The 17,300-nt window shown below is 72.7% G+C and carries 18 protein-coding genes and 1 riboswitch; of the genes, 2 read left to right on the top strand and 16 right to left on the bottom strand.

Annotation, left to right across the window (positions count from 1 at the left end; genetic code table 11):
• Positions 1-90: 90 nt before the first annotated feature.
• The 12 genes from ABZV93_RS28680 to ABZV93_RS28625 form a co-directional block, all read right to left on the bottom strand.
• The gene (locus tag ABZV93_RS28680; protein WP_354942057.1) at positions 91-990 is read right to left on the bottom strand and encodes an alpha/beta hydrolase; all 900 of its coding nucleotides are present in this window, start codon (positions 988-990) and stop codon (positions 91-93) included.
• On the bottom strand, positions 987-1,694 hold the full coding sequence (locus ABZV93_RS28675) for a TetR/AcrR family transcriptional regulator (protein ID WP_354942055.1): 708 nt from the start codon (positions 1,692-1,694) through the stop codon (positions 987-989). The genes ABZV93_RS28680 and ABZV93_RS28675 overlap by 4 nt, the downstream gene beginning before the upstream one ends.
• A 239-nt stretch (positions 1,695-1,933) precedes the next feature.
• The gene (locus ABZV93_RS28670; RefSeq protein ID WP_354942053.1) at positions 1,934-3,016 is read right to left on the bottom strand and encodes a methionine synthase; all 1,083 of its coding nucleotides are present in this window, start codon (positions 3,014-3,016) and stop codon (positions 1,934-1,936) included.
• A gap of 34 nt (positions 3,017-3,050) precedes the next feature.
• The gene (gene mnmA, locus ABZV93_RS28665; RefSeq protein WP_354942051.1) at positions 3,051-4,136 is read right to left on the bottom strand and encodes a tRNA 2-thiouridine(34) synthase MnmA; all 1,086 of its coding nucleotides are present in this window, start codon (positions 4,134-4,136) and stop codon (positions 3,051-3,053) included.
• The gene (locus tag ABZV93_RS28660; protein ID WP_354942049.1) at positions 4,136-5,353 is read right to left on the bottom strand and encodes a cysteine desulfurase family protein; all 1,218 of its coding nucleotides are present in this window, start codon (positions 5,351-5,353) and stop codon (positions 4,136-4,138) included. The genes mnmA and ABZV93_RS28660 overlap by 1 nt, the downstream gene beginning before the upstream one ends.
• An 82-nt stretch (positions 5,354-5,435) precedes the next feature.
• Entirely contained in the window at positions 5,436-6,119 is a 684-nt protein-coding gene (locus ABZV93_RS28655) for a TenA family protein (RefSeq protein ID WP_354942047.1), read from the bottom strand.
• Entirely contained in the window at positions 6,116-6,940 is an 825-nt protein-coding gene (thiD, locus tag ABZV93_RS28650; RefSeq protein WP_354942045.1) for a bifunctional hydroxymethylpyrimidine kinase/phosphomethylpyrimidine kinase, read from the bottom strand. The genes ABZV93_RS28655 and thiD overlap by 4 nt, the downstream gene beginning before the upstream one ends.
• A complete protein-coding gene (gene thiE, locus ABZV93_RS28645) occupies positions 6,937-7,593 on the bottom strand; it encodes a thiamine phosphate synthase (protein ID WP_354942043.1) in 657 nt (218 codons plus the stop codon). The genes thiD and thiE overlap by 4 nt, the downstream gene beginning before the upstream one ends.
• A gap of 5 nt (positions 7,594-7,598) precedes the next feature.
• Positions 7,599-8,408 carry a hydroxyethylthiazole kinase gene (gene thiM, locus ABZV93_RS28640; RefSeq protein ID WP_354942041.1) on the bottom strand — a complete coding sequence of 270 codons (810 nt, stop codon included), beginning with the start codon at positions 8,406-8,408 and terminating at the stop codon, positions 7,599-7,601.
• A riboswitch (TPP riboswitch) is annotated at positions 8,401-8,498 on the bottom strand. (Overlaps the previous gene by 8 nt.)
• A gap of 107 nt (positions 8,499-8,605) precedes the next feature.
• Complete coding sequence (locus ABZV93_RS28635) at positions 8,606-9,568, bottom strand: electron transfer flavoprotein subunit alpha/FixB family protein (RefSeq protein WP_354942039.1); 963 nt, start codon at positions 9,566-9,568, stop codon at positions 8,606-8,608.
• A gap of 106 nt (positions 9,569-9,674) precedes the next feature.
• Positions 9,675-10,466 carry an electron transfer flavoprotein subunit beta/FixA family protein gene (locus tag ABZV93_RS28630; RefSeq protein ID WP_354942037.1) on the bottom strand — a complete coding sequence of 264 codons (792 nt, stop codon included), beginning with the start codon at positions 10,464-10,466 and terminating at the stop codon, positions 9,675-9,677.
• 173 nt (positions 10,467-10,639) lie between these two features.
• The gene (locus ABZV93_RS28625) at positions 10,640-11,500 is read right to left on the bottom strand and encodes a sugar phosphate isomerase/epimerase family protein (RefSeq protein WP_354942035.1); all 861 of its coding nucleotides are present in this window, start codon (positions 11,498-11,500) and stop codon (positions 10,640-10,642) included.
• A gap of 206 nt (positions 11,501-11,706) precedes the next feature.
• Here ABZV93_RS28625 and ABZV93_RS28620 point away from each other — a divergent pair, with 206 nt between their 5' ends.
• Positions 11,707-12,498, top strand: a complete 792-nt coding sequence (locus ABZV93_RS28620; protein ID WP_354942034.1) for a class I SAM-dependent methyltransferase — start codon at positions 11,707-11,709, stop codon at positions 12,496-12,498.
• On the opposite strand, the gene ABZV93_RS28615 is transcribed toward ABZV93_RS28620, so the two are convergent.
• The 3 genes from ABZV93_RS28615 to ABZV93_RS28605 form a co-directional block, all read right to left on the bottom strand.
• The gene (locus tag ABZV93_RS28615; RefSeq protein WP_354942032.1) at positions 12,495-13,700 is read right to left on the bottom strand and encodes an MFS transporter; all 1,206 of its coding nucleotides are present in this window, start codon (positions 13,698-13,700) and stop codon (positions 12,495-12,497) included. The two genes, ABZV93_RS28620 and ABZV93_RS28615, sit on opposite strands and share 4 nt — an antisense overlap.
• Before the next feature lie 43 nt (positions 13,701-13,743).
• Positions 13,744-14,367 carry a MarR family transcriptional regulator gene (locus ABZV93_RS28610; RefSeq protein WP_354942030.1) on the bottom strand — a complete coding sequence of 208 codons (624 nt, stop codon included), beginning with the start codon at positions 14,365-14,367 and terminating at the stop codon, positions 13,744-13,746.
• Between the two features lie 137 nt (positions 14,368-14,504).
• The gene (locus ABZV93_RS28605) at positions 14,505-15,446 is read right to left on the bottom strand and encodes a M23 family metallopeptidase (RefSeq protein WP_354942028.1); all 942 of its coding nucleotides are present in this window, start codon (positions 15,444-15,446) and stop codon (positions 14,505-14,507) included.
• Positions 15,447-16,010: 564 nt separating this feature from the next.
• Between ABZV93_RS28605 and ABZV93_RS28600 the strand changes: the two genes are divergently transcribed.
• Complete coding sequence (locus tag ABZV93_RS28600; protein ID WP_354942026.1) at positions 16,011-16,472, top strand: BlaI/MecI/CopY family transcriptional regulator; 462 nt, start codon at positions 16,011-16,013, stop codon at positions 16,470-16,472.
• On the opposite strand, the gene ABZV93_RS28595 is transcribed toward ABZV93_RS28600, so the two are convergent.
• A complete protein-coding gene (locus tag ABZV93_RS28595) occupies positions 16,448-17,200 on the bottom strand; it encodes an acyltransferase (protein WP_354942024.1) in 753 nt (250 codons plus the stop codon). The two genes, ABZV93_RS28600 and ABZV93_RS28595, sit on opposite strands and share 25 nt — an antisense overlap.
• Positions 17,201-17,300: the final 100 nt, after the last annotated feature.

Raw genomic sequence — 17,300 nt, 5'->3', positions numbered from 1 at the left:
TGCCTCACCCACGGCACCAGCTACAACGAAGCCACCGCCTGGCCAACCCAAGAAGCCATCGCCGCTTGACAGCTTAGAGCCGTGGGATGTCTAGGTCGTGCGGCTGCTCCGGGCGGCAAGCTCGGTGACGAAGGAAGCGATCTCGTCCGGGTTCTCCTCGGCCATGAAGTGGCCCGAGGTCGTGGACCGGAACACCAGGTCCGGTGCCCACGCCTTCCACAGCGCGGCGGCGTCGAAGCCGAGCTGGGCTCCCCAGTCCTGGGAGATGACGCCCACGGGCATGGCGAGCTTCGCGTCCCTCTCATGGTCGTGGACGTCCAGCTCGAGGTCCACGCTCGCGGTGGCGCGGTAGTCGGCGACGATGGACTCGACCGCGGCCACCGAGTTGTCGACGTAGTAATCACGCTCCTGTGAGGTGAACGTCGTGCCCTTGGGGTCCCACGCGTCCAGGAACGACCCGAAGAACTCCGGTGCGACAGCGGCGATCATCTTCTCCGGTAGCCCGGGCGGCTGGGCCATGAGGTAGAGGTGCCAGGCCACCTTGGCGTTCACGCCCTGCAGCACCGCCCAGGTGTCCAGGGTGGGCAGCACGTCCAGGATGCCGAGGTAGTCCACGACCGTGGGGTGGTCCAGGCCGGCACGAACGGCGACCAGGGCACCGCGGTCGTGTCCGACCAGCCCGAAGTGGCCGAACCCCAGGGCGGCCGCGACCTGGACGATGTCCTTGGCCATCGTCCGCTTCGAGTACGTGCCGGGGTCACTCCCGGAGGGCTTGTCGCTGTCGCCGTAGCCGCGCAGGTCCGGGACGATCACCGTGTGCTCGCCGCAGAGCCGCCGGGCGACGTGTCGCCACATGTAGTGGGTCTGCGGGAACCCGTGCAGCAGGACCACGGCCGGGCCCTCGCCGCCGACCGCGACGTTGAGCGCGACGCCGTCGGCTCCGGGCACGGTGCGGTAGTCGAAGCCGGCGATGGTCAGGTGGGAGGTCATCGGTTCTCCTCGGTGGAGGGCGGAAGGGGCGCTTCGGGAGCGGGAGGGAACGGGTGGCCGGAGAAGATGCCGGCCGGCAGCGGAACCCGCGCGGTCGCGGTCGCGCGCAGCGCGGGAATCACCACGGTGTCGACCAACGCGGCGAGGTACTCCTCGCCGGCCGGCAGGCCGTTGACCCGGCGAAGCAGCAACGCGGCGCCGACGACTTCCTCGAACGGGAAGGGATCCGCGCCGGCGGGAAGCTCACCCCGGGCGACGGCAGCCTGGAGAACTTCCTGGGGCAGCCGGGCACCGGTGGGGCCCGCCGACTTCTCGATCGCCTCGCACAGGTCGGGGTCCTCGATGCCGGCCTGCAGGAGCAGCATCGCGGTCTGGCTGTCCGAGGCCCGCATCGTGCGGTCGAGCCGGCGGCACAGGCACAACAGGTCCTCGCGCAGACTGCCCGTGTCGATCGTTTCCGCGGCGCCGTCCCGGGCCGGGCCGGACCGCAGCGCCGCGATCACCATGTCCTGCTTGGTCTTCCAACGTCGGTACAGGCTCGCCTTGGAGGCGTTGCAGCGCCGCGCCACCTCCTCGTAGGTCAGGCCGGCGTACCCGACCTCGGGCAGCACCTCCATGACCGCCGCCAGGATCCGCCGCTCCAGGCCCTCGTCCCGCGGGCGCCCCCGCGACGACCGGCCTTCGCTGTTATTTCGATACGACACGCGCCGTATCGTATCTCAGCTGGTTCCCGGAGAACCGCGGGTGGTCGGACTCCGGCGGCTAGGGTCTGTCCTGCGGATCAGGGTCGAGTAGTGAGCGGGTCATCCGCGCCCGCTCGGCAAGGCGGAGGAGGAGTCGCGTAGCGGTGTTCTACGCGCGACGACGACAACGCAGCCGGGCGGGATGCGGGGGCACGCGAACCGGCCATGATCCGCAGGACAGACCCTGGGACGTGCCCTGGTCAGCTCGCCAGGTGCGCGGCCGCCTCCCGGGCGAGCTTCATCGCCGTCCGCGCCCAGGCCGGGTCGGCGCCGGCGAGCCCGCACGAGGGCGTGACCACGACACCGCGCGCGACCTCGTCCCCGGCGAACCCCAGCCGCCGCCAGAACGCCTGCACCGTCCGGGCCACGTCGGCGTCGGTGGGTCCCGGCGGGCCCGCCGGGCGAGGCGCAGCGCCGTCCGCGGCGGCCGCGACGCCCGGAGCGGGCCGGGCAGGTTCCTCGGGCCGCAGCGCGGGAACGGCGCCGGCGAACAACGCCACTCCGCTCTCCACCGCCTCCGACAACGGGTCCGCGTCGGCCTCCCCGAGCTTCTTCAGGTCGAACGACAGACCGCGCGCCCCGGCGCGTACCAGCAGCGGGAACGGCGTTCCGGCCGCACAGCTGTGCACGATCGGCACCGCGCCGGCAGCCACGATCGAGCCGATCACGCCGCCCAGCAGGTCGGTCACCTCGTGCTCCTCGACCGGGCGGTAGCGGGAGAACCCGGAGGCCGTCGGCACCGATCCGCGCAGGACCGCGGGCATCGACGGCTCGTCCAGCTGAACCACCAGCGACGCACCCGGCACGCGGCGGTGCAGCTCGCGAAGGTGGACCGTCAGGCCCTCGGCCAGGGACTGCGCGAGATCGCGGCGGGCACCGCTGTCGCCCACCACCCGGCCCCCGCGGGGACGTTCGACACCGGCGGCGAGCGTCACCGGGCCGGTGAACTGCACCTTCAGCGGACCGCTGTAGGACTGCGTCAACTCCTCCAGCGCGTCCAGGTCGCGGGCCAGCGTCGAACGCGCGCGGCGCTGGTCGAGCCCCTCCCCCGCGACCAGCCGCCAGCCGGACGGCTGCAGGTCGACGCCGAGTTCGACCAGCAGCGCGCACGCCCGGCCGATCATGTCCGCGCCGGGGCCCCTGCCGGGCAGTTCGGGCAGGTGCGGGAGATCGGGCAGCTCGCCGAGGACGACCCGGGTCGCCTCCAGCGGGTCGTCGTACGGCAGGGAACCGACGCCGGTCGCGGAACCCGGGCGCCAGGGCATTTCGATGGGGTTCGGCACAGGGAAAGCCTACGGGCGCCGGCGGGCAGCGGGCTCAGTGCGCGGGAGCGGGGACCGTGGAGGAGATGGTGGCCGAGCCGATCACCCGGGTGCCGGCGTAGAGCACCACCGCCTGGCCGGGCGCGACGCCGGTGGCCGCCTCGGCCAGCTCGACCCGGAGCACGTCGTGCTCGACCCACGCCCGCGCGGGCAGCGTCTCACCGTGCGCGCGAATCTGCGCCCGGCACTCCACCGGACCGGTCGGCGCCGGGCCGCACCACCGCGGCTGGGTGCCCTCGATGTGCGCGACCGACAGCCGGTCGCGGGGGCCGACGGTCACGGTGCGGCTCACGGGTTCGATGGACAGCACGTAGCGGGGATTGCCGTCGTCGGCCGGCCGGCCGAGGCGCAGGCCGCGGCGCTGGCCGACGGTGAACGCGTACGCCGCGTCGTGCTCGGCCAGCACGGTGCCGTCCTCGTCGACCACCCGCCCGGGCTGCTCGCCGAGCTCGCGGGCCAGGAATCCCGCGGTGTCGCCGTCGGCGACGAAGCAGATGTCGTGACTGTCGGGCTTGTCGGCGACGGCGAGGCCGCGCTCGGCGGCCTCGGCGCGCACCGCCGACTTCGGCGAGCCGCCGAGAGGGAAGTAGGCGTGCGCCAGCTGCTCGGCGGTGAGGACGCCGAGGACGTACGACTGGTCCTTGCCGGGGTCGACCGAACGGTGCAGCTCCCGGCCGCCCGGGCCGTCCACGAGCTGGGCGTAGTGGCCGGTGCAGACCGCGTCGAAGCCGAGCGCCAGCGCCCGGTCGAGCACCGCGGCGAACTTGATCCTCTCGTTGCAGCGCAGGCAGGGGTTGGGGGTGCGGCCGGCGGCGTACTCCTGCACGAAGTCGGTCACCACGTCGGCGTGGAACCGCTCGGCGAGGTCCCAGACGTAGAACGGGATGCCGAGCACGTCGGCAGCACGGCGGGCGTCGCGCGCGTCCTCCAGCGTGCAGCAGCCGCGCGCACCGGTGCGGTAGGACGAGGGGTTGCGCGACAGCGCGAGGTGCACCCCGGTCACCTCGTGGCCGGCGTCCACCGCCCGCGCGGCCGCCACCGCGGAGTCGACTCCGCCGGACATCGCCGCGAGTACCCGCATCAGTTCCTGCCTCCGCTCACGTTGACCAGACCCGCGGTGCGGGCGCGTTCCACCACCGGGCCGATGGCCGCGCCGAGCGCTTCGACGTCGGCGTGGGTGGAGGTGTGGCCCAGGCTGAACCGCAGCGACCCGCGGGCGCGCTCCTCGTCGCGGCCCATCGCCAGCAGCACGTGGCTCGGCTCGGCCACTCCCGCCGAGCACGCCGAGCCGGTGGAGCACTCGATGCCGCGCGCGTCCAGCAGCAGCAACAGCGAGTCGCCCTCGCAACCGGGGAAGGAGAAGTGCGCGTTGCCGGGCAGCCGGCCGCCGGAGTCGGGGTGAGCGATGCCGGGGTCGCCGTTGAGCTCGGCGTCGGGCACCGCGGTGAGGATCTGGTCGACCAGCTCGGCCCGCAGCCCGGCCAGCCGGTCGGCGAGCTGCTCCCGGCCGGCCGCGGCGGCCTCGACGGCGACGGCGAACGCGGCGATCGCGGCCACGTCGAGCGTGCCGGAGCGGACGTCGCGTTCCTGTCCCCCACCGTGTAGCAGCGGCACCAGGTCGACCTGGCGCCGGACCACCAGCGCTCCCACGCCGACCGGGCCGCCGAGCTTGTGCCCGGTCACCGTCATCGCGTCCAGGCCGGAGGCGGCGAAGTCGACGGGCAGCTGGCCGACCGCCTGCACGGCGTCGGAGTGCACGGGTATGCCGTAACGCCTGGCCAGCTCGACGACCTCGGCGACCGGCTGGACGGTGCCGACCTCGTTGTTGGCCCACATCACGGTGAGCAGCGCCACCGACTCGGGTTCGGCCTCGACGCTCGCCCGCAGGGCGGCCACGTCGATCCGGCCGTCCTGGTCGACCGGCAGCAACTCCACCTCGGCCCCGGCGAACGAACCCAGCCAGCGCACCGAGTCGAGCACCGCGTGGTGCTCGACGGAGCTGGCCAGCACCCGCCGCCGGCGTGGGTCGGCGGCCCGGCGCGCCCAGAACAGGCCCTTGACCGCGAGGTTGTCCGCCTCGGTGCCGCCACCGGTGAAGACGATCTCCGAGGGCCGGGCGCCGAGCGCCGCGGCCACCGACTCCCGGGACTCCTCCACCAGCCGCCGGGCGGCCCGGCCGGAGGCGTGCAGGGACGATGCGTTGCCCAGCCGGGAGAGCTGGGCGGTCATCGCGGCCACAGCTTCCGGAAGCATCGGGGTGGTCGCGGCATGATCGAGGTAGATGTGAGGTGCCGTCATCGCGGGTCCAGCGTAATGACCACCACCGACACCCGTTCCACCCGCCGGTCGGCGGCCGGCCCCGGCGACGGCCGCCTGCCGGTCAGCCCTGCCCGGGCCAGCCCTCCTGCCGCCACGCGGCGTCCCAGAACATCCACTCCCACGCCGTCGCCCGGGCGTACGCCTCGTGCATGCGTTCCACCGTGGCGGGGTCGGCGCCGCCGGCCACCCGGTCGGCGATCTCGCACACCCGCGCGGTGGACCGGGCGAACTCCTCGTCGGCGTACGTGCCGATCCAGTCGCCGTACGGGTGCCCGGTGAGGTCGCCGGCCGCCGCCAGCAGCCGCATCCCCACGTCCTGGTAGACCCGGAAGCACGGCAGCAGCGCGGCGACGAGCTCGGCGTAGCCGCGGGTGTGCGCGACGCCGAGGAGATACGACGTGTAGCCGACGCAGGTCGGAGACCGCCGGTAGCCGGCCAGGTCCTGCACGTGCGTGCGGTGCAGGTCCTGTTCGACCTCGATCGCGGTGTGCGCGGACTTCGCGAAGAACGCGAGGTCCGCGCTGTTCGGCGCCTTCACCGCGGCGGCCGCGAGCGCCCGGGCGTAGTCGTCGAGGTAGAAGGCGTCCTGGGCGAGGTAGTACGCGAACCGCGCGCCGTCCAGGCTGCCGTCGCCGAGGGTCACCACGAACGGCAGCGCGTCGATCGCCGCTCGGGTCTTCGCGGTGGCCGCCCAGGCGTCCGCGCAGAACCCCGTCGATCCGTTCTCCACGGTGGCCGCCGTCACCACGATCCCCGCCAGGCGTGGAAGTGGTGCACCGGCCCGTGTCCCCCGCCGACGTCGAGGGAGTCGGCCGCGGCCAGCGCGCCGGTCAGGTAGTCCTTGGCATCGCCGACGGCGGTACGCCAGTCCGGCCGCTGGGGACGCAGTGCGGCAATCGCGGAGGAAAGTGTGCAACCCGTGCCGTGGGTGTGCCGGGTGCGGATCCGGGGCGCCCGCAGCCACTGCACGCCGTCGGCGTCGGCGTACAGGTCGGCGGACTCCTCCGGGTCCTCGCCGTGCCCGCCCTTCAGCAGGACCCGGGGTACGCCGAGAGCCAGTAGGTCAGCGGCCTGGCGTTCCACCTCGGCGGGCGTGCGGGCCGGCGAGGTGTCCAGGAGGGCGGCGGCCTCGGGGAGGTTCGGGGTCACCAGGGCGGCCAGCGGGAGCAGGTCGGTCCGCACGACCGCGACCGCGTCCTCGGTGAGCAGCCGGTCCCCGCTGGAGGCGACCATCACCGGGTCGAGCACCACCGACGGGAGCCGATCCCGGTGGCGGCGGAGCGCGTCCGCGACCGTGTGCACGACCGTGGCGTCGGCGAGCATGCCGACCTTCACCGCGTCCACGCGGACGTCGGCGACGAGGGTGTCCACCTGCTCGGCGACGAACGCCGGCGGGACGACGTGGATGCCGGTGACGCCGCGGGTGTTCTGCGCTGTCAGCGCCACCAGGACGGCGGTGCCGTAGGCGCCGAGGGCGGAGAACGTCTTCAGGTCGGCCTGGATCCCCGCGCCACCGGAAGGGTCGCTGGTGGCGATGGTCAGGGCGACGGGCACGTGAGCGGTCATCGAACCTCCGTACGCAGGGCTCGGGCGGCCGCCGCTGGGTCGGGCCGGCCGCACACCGCGCTCACCACCGCGATCCCGGCCACGCCGGTGGCGCGCACGGCGGCGGCGTTGTCCGGGCCGATGCCGCCGATCGCCACGCAGGGCAGGCCCGCCGCGGCGGCAGTGGCGACGAGGTCGGCGAGAAGGGCCAGGCCGCCCGGCGACGCCGCGTCCGCCTTCGTCGTCTGGGCGAAGACCGGGCCCACGCCGAGGTAGTCCACGGTCCCCGGCGGCAGTGTGAGCGCGCCGTCGAGGTGGCCAGGAGCGTGCACGGACAGCCCGATCCACGCACCCGGCCCGAGCAGGTCGCGCGCGTGCTCCGGCGGCAGGTCGGACTGGCCGAGGTGGACGCCGTCCGCACTGAGCGCGTACGCGACGTCGGCACGGTCGTTCACGAACAGGGGTACGCCGGTCCCGGCGAGCACCTCGCGCACCTGCGCGCCGGTACGGAGCAGGTCCCGGGTCGTGGCGCCCGGGTCGCGCAGCTGTACGGCACTCACCCCGCCGGCAACGGCGTCCCGCACCGTCGCGGCCACCCCGCGCGGGCCACACAGCGCGGCGTCGGTGACGAGGTAGAGCGAGAGGTCGAGCGCCCCGCCCGGATGGTCGCCCATCGGTGTCAACCCAGCCTTGCGGCGGCGCGGATCCGGTCGGCGCCGGTGGCGTCCAGCTCGTCCAGCAACGCGGTGGCGAACGACCCGGGCCGCGGCGCCCGCGCGGCCGCCGCCTCTCCGGCGAGAGTGAGCAGCACCGTCGCCGCGGTGGCGGCCAGCAGGGCGTCCCCGGTCACCGCGAGGCAGCCGGCGGTGAGCGCGCCGAGCACGCAGCCGACACCGGTGACCCGGGTCATCAGCGGATGGCCGTTGGCGATCCGTACGGTGCGTTCGCCGTCGGTGAGCAGGTCGACCGGGCCGCTCACCGCCACCGTCAGGCCGTACGTTCCGGCCAGCGACCGGGCGGCCGGCCACGCCTGCTCCGGATCGGCGGTCGACTCCACGCCGCGGCCACCGGCGCCGCCGGTCAGGGCGAGCACCTCCGAGGCGTTCCCCCGTACGACCGCGGGCGGTGCGAGCGCGAGCAGGTCACCTGCCAGGGCGGTACGCCACGGCAGCGGACCGGCGGCCACGGGGTCGAGCACCCACGGCCGCCCGGCCCGGGCGGCCGACGTCACCGACGCCCGCATGCCCTCGGCCGAGGCGTGGGTGACCGTACCGAGGTTGACCAGCACCGCACCGGCGCCGGCGGCGAGCACCTGCGCGTCCTCGGGGGTGTCGGTCATCGCCGGTGACGCGCCCGCGGCGAGCAGGGCGTTGGCGGTGAAGTTGGCGACGACGAGATTGGTGAGGCAGTGCACCAGCGGCGCCTGGTCGCGGAGGTCCTCGCGTACCCCCGCTACGGCGTCCGCGGTGACAGACGTGGTCGTGACCATCGCGCGACAGTCCCTTCGCCAGCATGATCTGGATCAGGTTCGACGGGTGTGATCTCAGTCCCGGCGTACGGGACACCCCGCGTCACTGCGTCCGACCGTACCGGCTGGGCGCACGACGTGCGAACGCCGGTCCACGCGGTCAGCCCGCGTGGACCGGCGTTCGCCGGGTGCAATGCCCGGTGCGTCGCTCTCGCCGGTCAGCCCTTGCGGCGGTTGACCTCCTCGGTCGCCTGCGGCAGCACCGCGTGCAGGTCGCCGACGACGCCGAAGTCGGCCATCTCGAAGATCGGCGCCTCCGGGTCCTTGTTGACCACCGCGATCGTCTTCGAGGTCTGCATGCCCGCCCGGTGCTGGATCGCACCGGAGATGCCGGCGGCGAGGTACAGCTGCGGGGAGACGGTCTTGCCCGTCTGGCCCACCTGGTACGCGTGGGGGTACCAACCGGCGTCCACGGCGGCGCGGGACGCGCCGACCGCGCCGCCGAGCGCGTCGGCGAGCCCCTCGACGACGGCGAAGTTGTCCGCCGAGCCGACGCCGCGGCCACCGGAGACGACGATCGCCGCCTCGGTCAGCTCCGGGCGCCCGGTCTGGGTGCGCGGCGAACGCTCCACCACCCGCGCGGCCCGGGCCCGGTCCGACACCGTGACGTCGGTCTTCTCCTCCACCGGCTGGGCGGGTGCGGGTTCGGGCGTGGCGGAGTTGGGCTTGACGGTCAGGATCGGCGTGCCGTGGGTGACCCGGGACCGGACGGTGTAGTTGCCGGCGAACACCGCCTGGGTGGCGACGACCGTGCCGTCACCGGGCTGCACGTCCACGACGTCGGTGAGGACGCCGGACGCGAGCTTGATCGCCAGCCGCCCGGCGATCTCCTTGCCCTCCGCGCCGGAGGCCAGCATGATCGCGGCCGGCGTGGCGCGCTCGGCGAGCTGGGCCAGCGCCTCCGCCTTCGGTGCCACGAGGTGGTCGGTCAGCTCCGGCTGCTCCAGCAGGTAGACCTTCTGGGCGCCGTACGTCGCCAGGGTGTCCCTGGCCTGCTCGTAGCCGCTGCCGACGAACACCGCGTAGGGTTCGCCGAGGCGCCGCGCCATGGTCAGCAGCTCGGTGGTGGTCTTGCGTACGACCCCGTCGACGTGGTCGACGAGAACCAGGATCTCGCTCATTTCGGCACGCTTCCTTGCAGTCGCCCGCGGTCGGTCGCCCGTACCCGGATCGGTGGTCGAAGGTCTTCGGCAGCTTGCGGCAGGTCTCGCGGCAGGTCGCGGCAGATCAGACGAACCGCTGCTCGGCGAGGTACGCCACGAGCCGCTGCCCGCCGTCGCCCTCGTCGGTGACGACCGTGCCCTTCTGCCGCGGCGGCCGGGCCTCGAAGGAGTCGACCGCGGTCCATGCGGCGGCCAGGCCGACGGCACCGGCGTCGACGCCGAGGTCGGCGAGGCTCCAGGTCTGCACCGGCTTCTTCTTCGCCGCCATGATGCCCTTGAACGACGGGTAGCGGGGCTCGTTGGCCTGGTCGGTGACCGAGACCACGGCCGGCAGGGAGGCCTCGACGGTCTCGGTGGCGGCCTCGCCGTCGCGGCGGATCCGTACCGTGCCGTCACCGACCTCGAGCTCACTGGCGAAGGTGACCTGCGGCAGGTCCAGCCGCTCGGCCAGCATCGCCGGGATCACCGACATGCTGCCGTCGGTGGACGCCATCCCGCACAGCACGAGGTCGACCGGCTGCTCGGCGCCCAGCTTGCGGACCGCCTCGGCCAACACCAGCGACGTGCCCACCGAGTCCGAGCCGTGGATGGCGTCGTCGAGCACATGCACGGCCTTGCCCGCGCCCATCTGCAGGCTCTTCTTCAGCGCGTCGGCGGCGTCGGCGGGACCGACGGTGAGGACTGTCACCTCGGCGTCGCCGGCGTCGGCGAGCTTGAGGGCGGCCTCGACGGCGTACTCGTCCAGCTCCGACAGCAGGCCGGGCACGCCGGACCGGTCGACGGTCCGGTCGCCGGCGTCGAAGCCGCGTTCCGCGGTCGCGTCCGGGACGTACTTCACACACACCACGATGTTCATGCTCGCGTCCGGCTCCTCACTCGCGTCCTTGGCTCGCCTGGGGTTCCGCCCCAACCGTAGACGGGACCTACCCGACTGGCGCGAGGTTACCCGTGAGTAGCTTCGCGGGCAACCGCCAGGCACCCGGGGAGCACGAGCGCCCTCCCCGGGACCCGGCGTGCGTACGAGGCGTCCTACAGAACGGCGGTCAGCGACTCGGCGGTCTTGGCCACCGCGTCACGCGGAGCCATGGCCCGCAGCTCCGCGTTGAACGGCTCGACCTTGACCGGCCCGACGTACCCGATCTTGCGCAGGGCACCCACGAAACCGGCCACGTCGATCACCCCGGTCGCGCCGGGCAACATGCGCTGACCGTCCTGCTGCTGGTCACGCTCCAGACCGGTGGGCGCGTCGTTGAGGTCGACGGCCACCACCTCCTGCGCGGACAGTTCGGCGATGTCGGCCGCGGACTCACCGGAGGTGTACCAGTGGAAGGTGTCCAGGATGAGGCCGACGTTGGGGCTGCCCACGGCGTCGATGAGCTCGCGCGCCTCGGCGAGGGTGTGCACGAAGGGGTACAGCTCGGTGCTCCAGAACGACTTGGGTCCGACGTACTCCAGCCCGAACCGCACCCCGGCACCGGCCAGGATCTCGTCCACGAGCGCGATCCGCTCGGCGTGCCGGCGGAAGTTGCGCCGGTAGGTCAGCGTGTTGCTCATCGGCCGGATCCAGGTGCCCACCCGGTCGATGCCGTACGACGCCAGCCGGACGGCCTGGTCGTTCAGCGCGTCCAGCTGGGAGGCGAACGCCGCCGCGTTCGCGTTCAGGTCGACCGGCAGGCCGGCGTTCCCCCACTTCACGCCGTGCTCGGCGAGCCGCGATCGCAGCCCCTCGACCTGCTCGGCGGGTGAGGAGGTGAGGTAGCCGACGTCCGGCTCGACCGCCCCGAAGCCGAACTCGATCGCGAGGTCGACGGCGGCCTCGAAGCCCGGCTTGATCCCGAGCGCGCCGCAGCTGAGGTTGGTGTAGAAACCGTCGGTGTTCTGGTCTGCCATGAGTTCCGGCTCTCCGTCTTGTCCCGGGTACACGTTCGCGGTCCAGTCTGGCCGAGGACACCCTGCGGAGGGGAGGCGCGGCCCGCGCACACGGGGCCGAAACAGGACCCGCGGTCCGGCACCGCCCGGCTGGCCGGCGCAAGTAGCCTGACCGTCACCCGGGCCGGAATCTCCCATGCTCCGGGACGAGCAGAGGAGAGCCGAACGTGCCGGACCTGCCCCTCACCGGTGAGCGCACCATGCCCGGCATCTGGCACGAGACCTACTGGTTCGCCCGGCACGTGGTCGGCTACGACTGGGCGGCCGGCCTGCTGGCCGAACACGCCGCACAGGCCGGACACGCTTCACCCGGTGGGCGGAAGCCGCGGGTGCTGGACGCCGGCTGCGGTGAGGGCTACGGCGCGCGGAGTCTGTACGACTCGCTGGGCTCGGTCTGCCCGGGAGCGACCGTGGTGGGCGTCGACTACGACGCTGCGGCCGCCGCGCACGCCGCCGCGACCTACCCCGACGTACGGCTGGTGCGCGGCAACCTCGTCCAGCTGCCGTTCGCCGACCGGTCCTTCGGCGCGGTGGTCAGCCTGCAGACGATCGAGCATCTGTGGAACCAGCCCGCGTTCGTCGCCGAGTGCGCCCGGGTCACCGAGCCCGGCGGCATGCTGGCCTGGTCCACGCCGAACCACCTGACCTTCCCGCCCGGCAACATCTGCCACGCCAAGGAGCTCACCGCGCCCGAGCTCCGCGCCCTGGTCGAGCGGCCAGCCGCGGACCTCGATCTCGAGCTCGTCACGATGACCGGGCTGCGGCACGGCCCGCGCATCGAGCACTGGGAACGCCGGCACGGCGACCTGGTGAAGGCCCAGCTGGCCGACGAGCCGGCCGCCTGGTCAGGGGAGCTGGCGACGTTCGTCGCGTCCCTGACGGCGGCCGACTTCGTGCTGTCCCCGGACGACCTGGACACCAGCCTCGACCTGCTCGTGCACGTACGGGTGAACGGCTAGACCTGCTCGCCGACCACCACGGCCTCGGCCGGCACCTCGTGCGGGTTCGGCTCGCGGCCGGCGTACATCATGCCCACCGCGCCGGCACACAGCACGGCCGCCACGACGAACGGCGCCCGCTGGGAGCCGCCCCACTCGGCGATGTGGCCGACCAGGATCGCCGCGGCCGCACCACCCATCCAGCGCAGGAAGTTGTAGCCGGCGCTGGCGATCGGGCGGGGTGCGTCCGAGACCGACATCGCCATGCCGGTGAGGAAGGTGTTCAGGCAGCCCGAGGCGATACCTGAGGCGATGGTCGCCACCACGACGACCGGCACCGAACCCCAGACGAACGCCAGCATGAGCAGGGCGTACATCGCGAGAGCCAGCATGGTCGCGTTGCGCTCGCCGATCCTCGCGGCCAGCCGCGGGCCGACGACGACGCCGCAGACCGCGACCATCAGACCCCAGCCGAAGAAGATCCCGCCGACCGCGAACGCGCCGTACCCGAGGACGAACGGCGTCCAGGCCAGCACGGTGAAGAAGGCGTACGTGTAGAGCAGCGCGGACAGTGCCACCAGCAGCAGCCGGCGGTCGCGAAGCGCCCTGAACGGCGCGCTCACCGAGACCCGCTGCGTGCTCGGCCGGTCCCGGACCAGCATGGTCGCGGTCAGCACCAGGGCGACCAGCATCAGGAAGGACGTACCGACGAACGGGCCGCGCCAGGAAATGCTGCCCAACAGCGCGCCCACCAGCGGCCCGGCGGAGATGCCGAGGCCGAGCGCCGCCTCGTAGAGCAGGATCGCGGCGGTCTGCCCGCCCGCCGCCGCGGCCACGATCGTGGACAGCGCGGTCGCGATGAACAACGCGTTCCCGAGTCCCCAGAACGCCCGCAGGGCGACGAGCTGGCTGATCGATCCGGCCAGCGCGCACAGGCCGGCGAACACCACGATCAGCGCCAGCCCGGCCAGCATGGTGCGCTTGCCGCCGTACTTCGCCGCGAGGACGCCGGTGAAGAGCATCGCGAGAACCTGCACCACGAGGTACGACGCGAACAGCAACGTGACCTGGCTCGGAGTCGCGTTCAGGCCCTTCGCGATGGAGAGCAGGATCGGGTCGACGAGCCCAATTCCCATGAACGCGATGACCGCCGCGAACGCGACCACCCACACCGAACGCGGCTGGCCGCGAACGGCGTCGAGCAACTTCACATCGTGGGACACGGGAGGAGAACCTTCCTTCGCTTGAACGGGTTCGGAGTACGTCTCACTGGTCGGTGCTCACCGGCTCGGGATCGCCCGTGGCGACCGGATCGGTGGTGAGCGGATCGGCGGTGAGCGGATCGGTGGTGAGCGGATCGGCGGTGAGCGGATCGGCGGCGACCAGCCGGGCCAGTGCGGGCAGCGCGGCCTGGACGGCCTCGCGCTCACCGGGGCCGAGCCGGGTCAGCCGCTCGCGGAGAAACTCCTCCCGCGCCACGACGGCCCGGGCCAGGTCGGTGCGGGCCTTGGCGGTCGCGGTCACGACCACCATCCGCCGGTCGTGTTGGGCCGGTCGGCGGCGCACGTAGCCCGCGCGTTCGAGCCGGCTCACGACGTTGGTCATCGACGGCTGGCGGACACCTTCGCGGGCGGCGAGGGCGCTCATCGTCTGGGGACCGTCGTGTACCAGGACGCTCAGGACAGAGCCCTGGGTGAGGGTGACGCCCAGATCGGGTGTGTGCCGGCGAACGACGTCGTACAGCCGGTACACCAGGGGGCGAAGCTCCCGGGCGAGCGGCCCCACGCCGACGGAACCGACAGGCCCGGCCGAACCGGCAGGGCTGACCGTGCCGACGGCGGTGCGGGACTCGATGGGCGCTTCGGAGCGAGATTCGTACTGACCAGACATTGCTTAGCCAGGCTAACTTAGCCTTGCTAAGTAATCAACCCGAGGCGGACACGACGCTGCCCCAGGACCACCGGGGCGGTCCTGGGGCAGCGTGCGGGGGGTGTGTCGCCGTGGGGCGTTTCAGGTCGAGCCGTCGCTCAGGGGTTCAGGCCCTTGTTCTTCAGCCAGACGAACGGGTCCACCGCTTCGTCGAGACCGCCGCCGTGCGGACGGACCTCGAGGTGGCAGTGCGGGCCGGTGACGTTCCCGGTCGCGCCGACGTAACCGATCACGTCGCCGGCCCTGACGCTGCCGCCGGTCTTCGCGAACCGGGACATGTGGCCGTACAGCGTCACCGTGCCGTCCGGGTGGCGGATCTCGATCGCGTTCCCGTAGGCGTTCTGCCAACCGGCGCTGATGATCTCGCCCCGGCCGACCGCGTGGATCGGCGTACCGGTGTCGGCGGCGAAGTCGAGTCCGTGGTGGAAGGAGGCCCAGTTGCTGCCGCTCTGCCCGAATCGGCCGGTGAGCTCGTAGGACGTCAGCGGAAGCACCCACTGCCGCGCCTTCTGGGCCGCCAGCGCGGCCTTCTTCGCGGCGGCCTTCTTCAGGGCGATCTTCTTCAGGGCAAGCTTCTTCGCGGCGGCTCTCTCCTCCGCGGCCCGCTCGGCGGCGGCGCGCTCGGCCGCCCGCTTCTTCGCGGCGGCCTTCTTCGCCGCGGCCCGCTTCTGCGCGGCCTTCTTCGCGGCGGCCTGCTCGGCCAGCGCACGCCGCTGCTCGGACCGGGCGGCCCGCTGCTTGGCGGCGCGGGCCCGCTCGGCCTGCTCGGCGGCGGCCTTCTCCTGCGCGGCCTTCTTCGCCGCGGACTCCTTCGCGATCGCGGCCGCTGCGTCGATGCGTTCGACCGCGCCGGCGGCGGGCTTGTTCTCACCGGTGGACGCGCTCAGTGCGGTGTTCACCGGCCGCGAACCCGCGCCGAACGCCAGGGCGAGTCCGCCGGCGACCAGGGCGACAGCGACAATTCCGGCCGCTGCTGTCAAGGGAATGTTGCGCCAGCGGACGCCCCACAGGGCGCGTAGGCGTCTCAGGAAAGAATCCAACGCTTCCTCGATCGTTCGACGGCAGCCCTCACCGCCACGCGTACCGCGCGGAAATGTGGCGTACCGTGCCCTGGTGCGGGCGTGAGTCACCCAGGCGCGGCGGCGCAGTAGCCGCCTCCCCGACAAGGAACCGGGTGTCATTGCGGACGTTTACAGAACCAGCAGACAAGTGGTGAATTCTGTACGAATCCCCAGGTCAACGGGTCCGGCGACAGGTCTAACAGATGACCTTCGACACTTTCCAGCCCGCGTTTCCTCGCTGTCTACGATGCGCGATCGTAGTGGTGCGCAACACCGCACCCGGATATAGTCGCGACTCCATGGGCACGGACTGCGGCCGGGCGGTTTCATACCGGCAGGAAAGCCGCTTCCACGTGAGCTTTCACGAAAAGACACCGCTTCGACGAAGAGCGCCGAGAATACCGATTTGTTCTTTTGGTACAGCCCCGACGGGCCGGCTGGAGACATCTACGATGATCGATAGCAACTCGGCCTTGACATGTGACGCAGATCACACCGGCCAGAACTCGGGCCGGATGCCGGCGGACAGGTGCGGGAGGGCAGATGCGGTCCTTCGGTGAGCTCGAGGAGCAGGTGATGTTCCATCTGTGGGCGGCCGACCGCCCCCTGCAGGTGCGGGAGGTCCGCCGGATGCTGGCGCCGGAGCGACCGCTCGCCCACACCACCGTGATGACCGTCCTGGACAAGCTGTACCGCAAGGGCTGGCTGCGCCGGGAGGCCGCCGGCCGGGCGTACGTCTACACACCGGTGATGTCCCGCGACTCCTACACCGCCGCCCGCATGCACGACGCCTGGTCGGCCGCCGCCGGACCGGCGACCGCGCTGGTCTACTTCATCGAGGCGATGAACCCCGAGCAGCAGTCGGCGCTCCGGGACGCGCTCCGGGTCGTCTCAGTCGGCCGGGGCACAGGCGAGGAGGACCGGGCCGCGGACCGGACCCACGAGCGGACCGAACGCCCCGCCGAGCCGGAGACCGCCGGTCAGGACGAGCCCCGCACCGGCTGACCCGGCCGGGCCTCGCTCCCGGCACCTCGTGCCGCCCGGCCGGCGGCCTCCTCGGCACCGCGGGCCAGGCCCTCGAGGTAAGCCCGTCTGCCCGACTCCGCCGCGTAGGTGTCCCGGCGGTTCTTCACCACCCGGGCCGGGACCCCCGCCGCCACGCCGTAGTCGGGCACCTCGCCGCGGACGACCGCGTGCGCGGCAAGCACCGCACCGGTGCCGACCGTCGTGCCGCGCACCACTGTCACCTTCGTACCCAGCCAGCAGTCCGGCCCGATCCGCACCGGTGACTTGACCAGTCCCTGGTCCTTGATGGGCACGGCGAGGTCGGTGGTCACGTGGTCGAAGTCGCAGACGTAGACCCAGTCGGCGAACAGGCAGGACCGGCCGACCTCGACGTCGAGGTAGCAGTTGACGGTCACGTCCCGGCCCAGCACGCACTTGTCGCCGATCCGGAGCGTCCCCTCGTGCGCGTGCAGCCGGGTGCCGTCACCCAGGTGCACCCACCGGCCGAGGACCAGCCGGCCGTAGCCGCGCCGGGCGCGCACCTCGACCCGCCGGCCGAGGAAGACGAACCCCTCGGTGACAACGTGCGGGTGCCGCAACCGGAACAGCAGAAAGCGCCAGTAGCGCAGGAGGTAGTAAGGCGTCCAGGCCCGGTGCCGGACCATCCAGCGCAGGCTGGCCAGAGTGAGGAAGCGGGCCTGCCGCGGATCCCGGGATCGACGTACCACGGCACCAGACCCTAATGGGGTTCGACCGGCGTTTCGCGCCCAAGGCTAGGGCTGTTGGGCGTGAGGCTGGTCGCCGAGCCGCCGTCGGGTGAGCACTCTT

The organism is Actinopolymorpha sp. NPDC004070 (assembly GCF_040610475.1).
Lineage (GTDB): Bacteria > Actinomycetota > Actinomycetes > Propionibacteriales > Actinopolymorphaceae > Actinopolymorpha.
The sequence above is the reverse complement of the archived record's forward strand: the minus strand, read 5'-3'. Positions and strand labels throughout refer to the sequence as shown.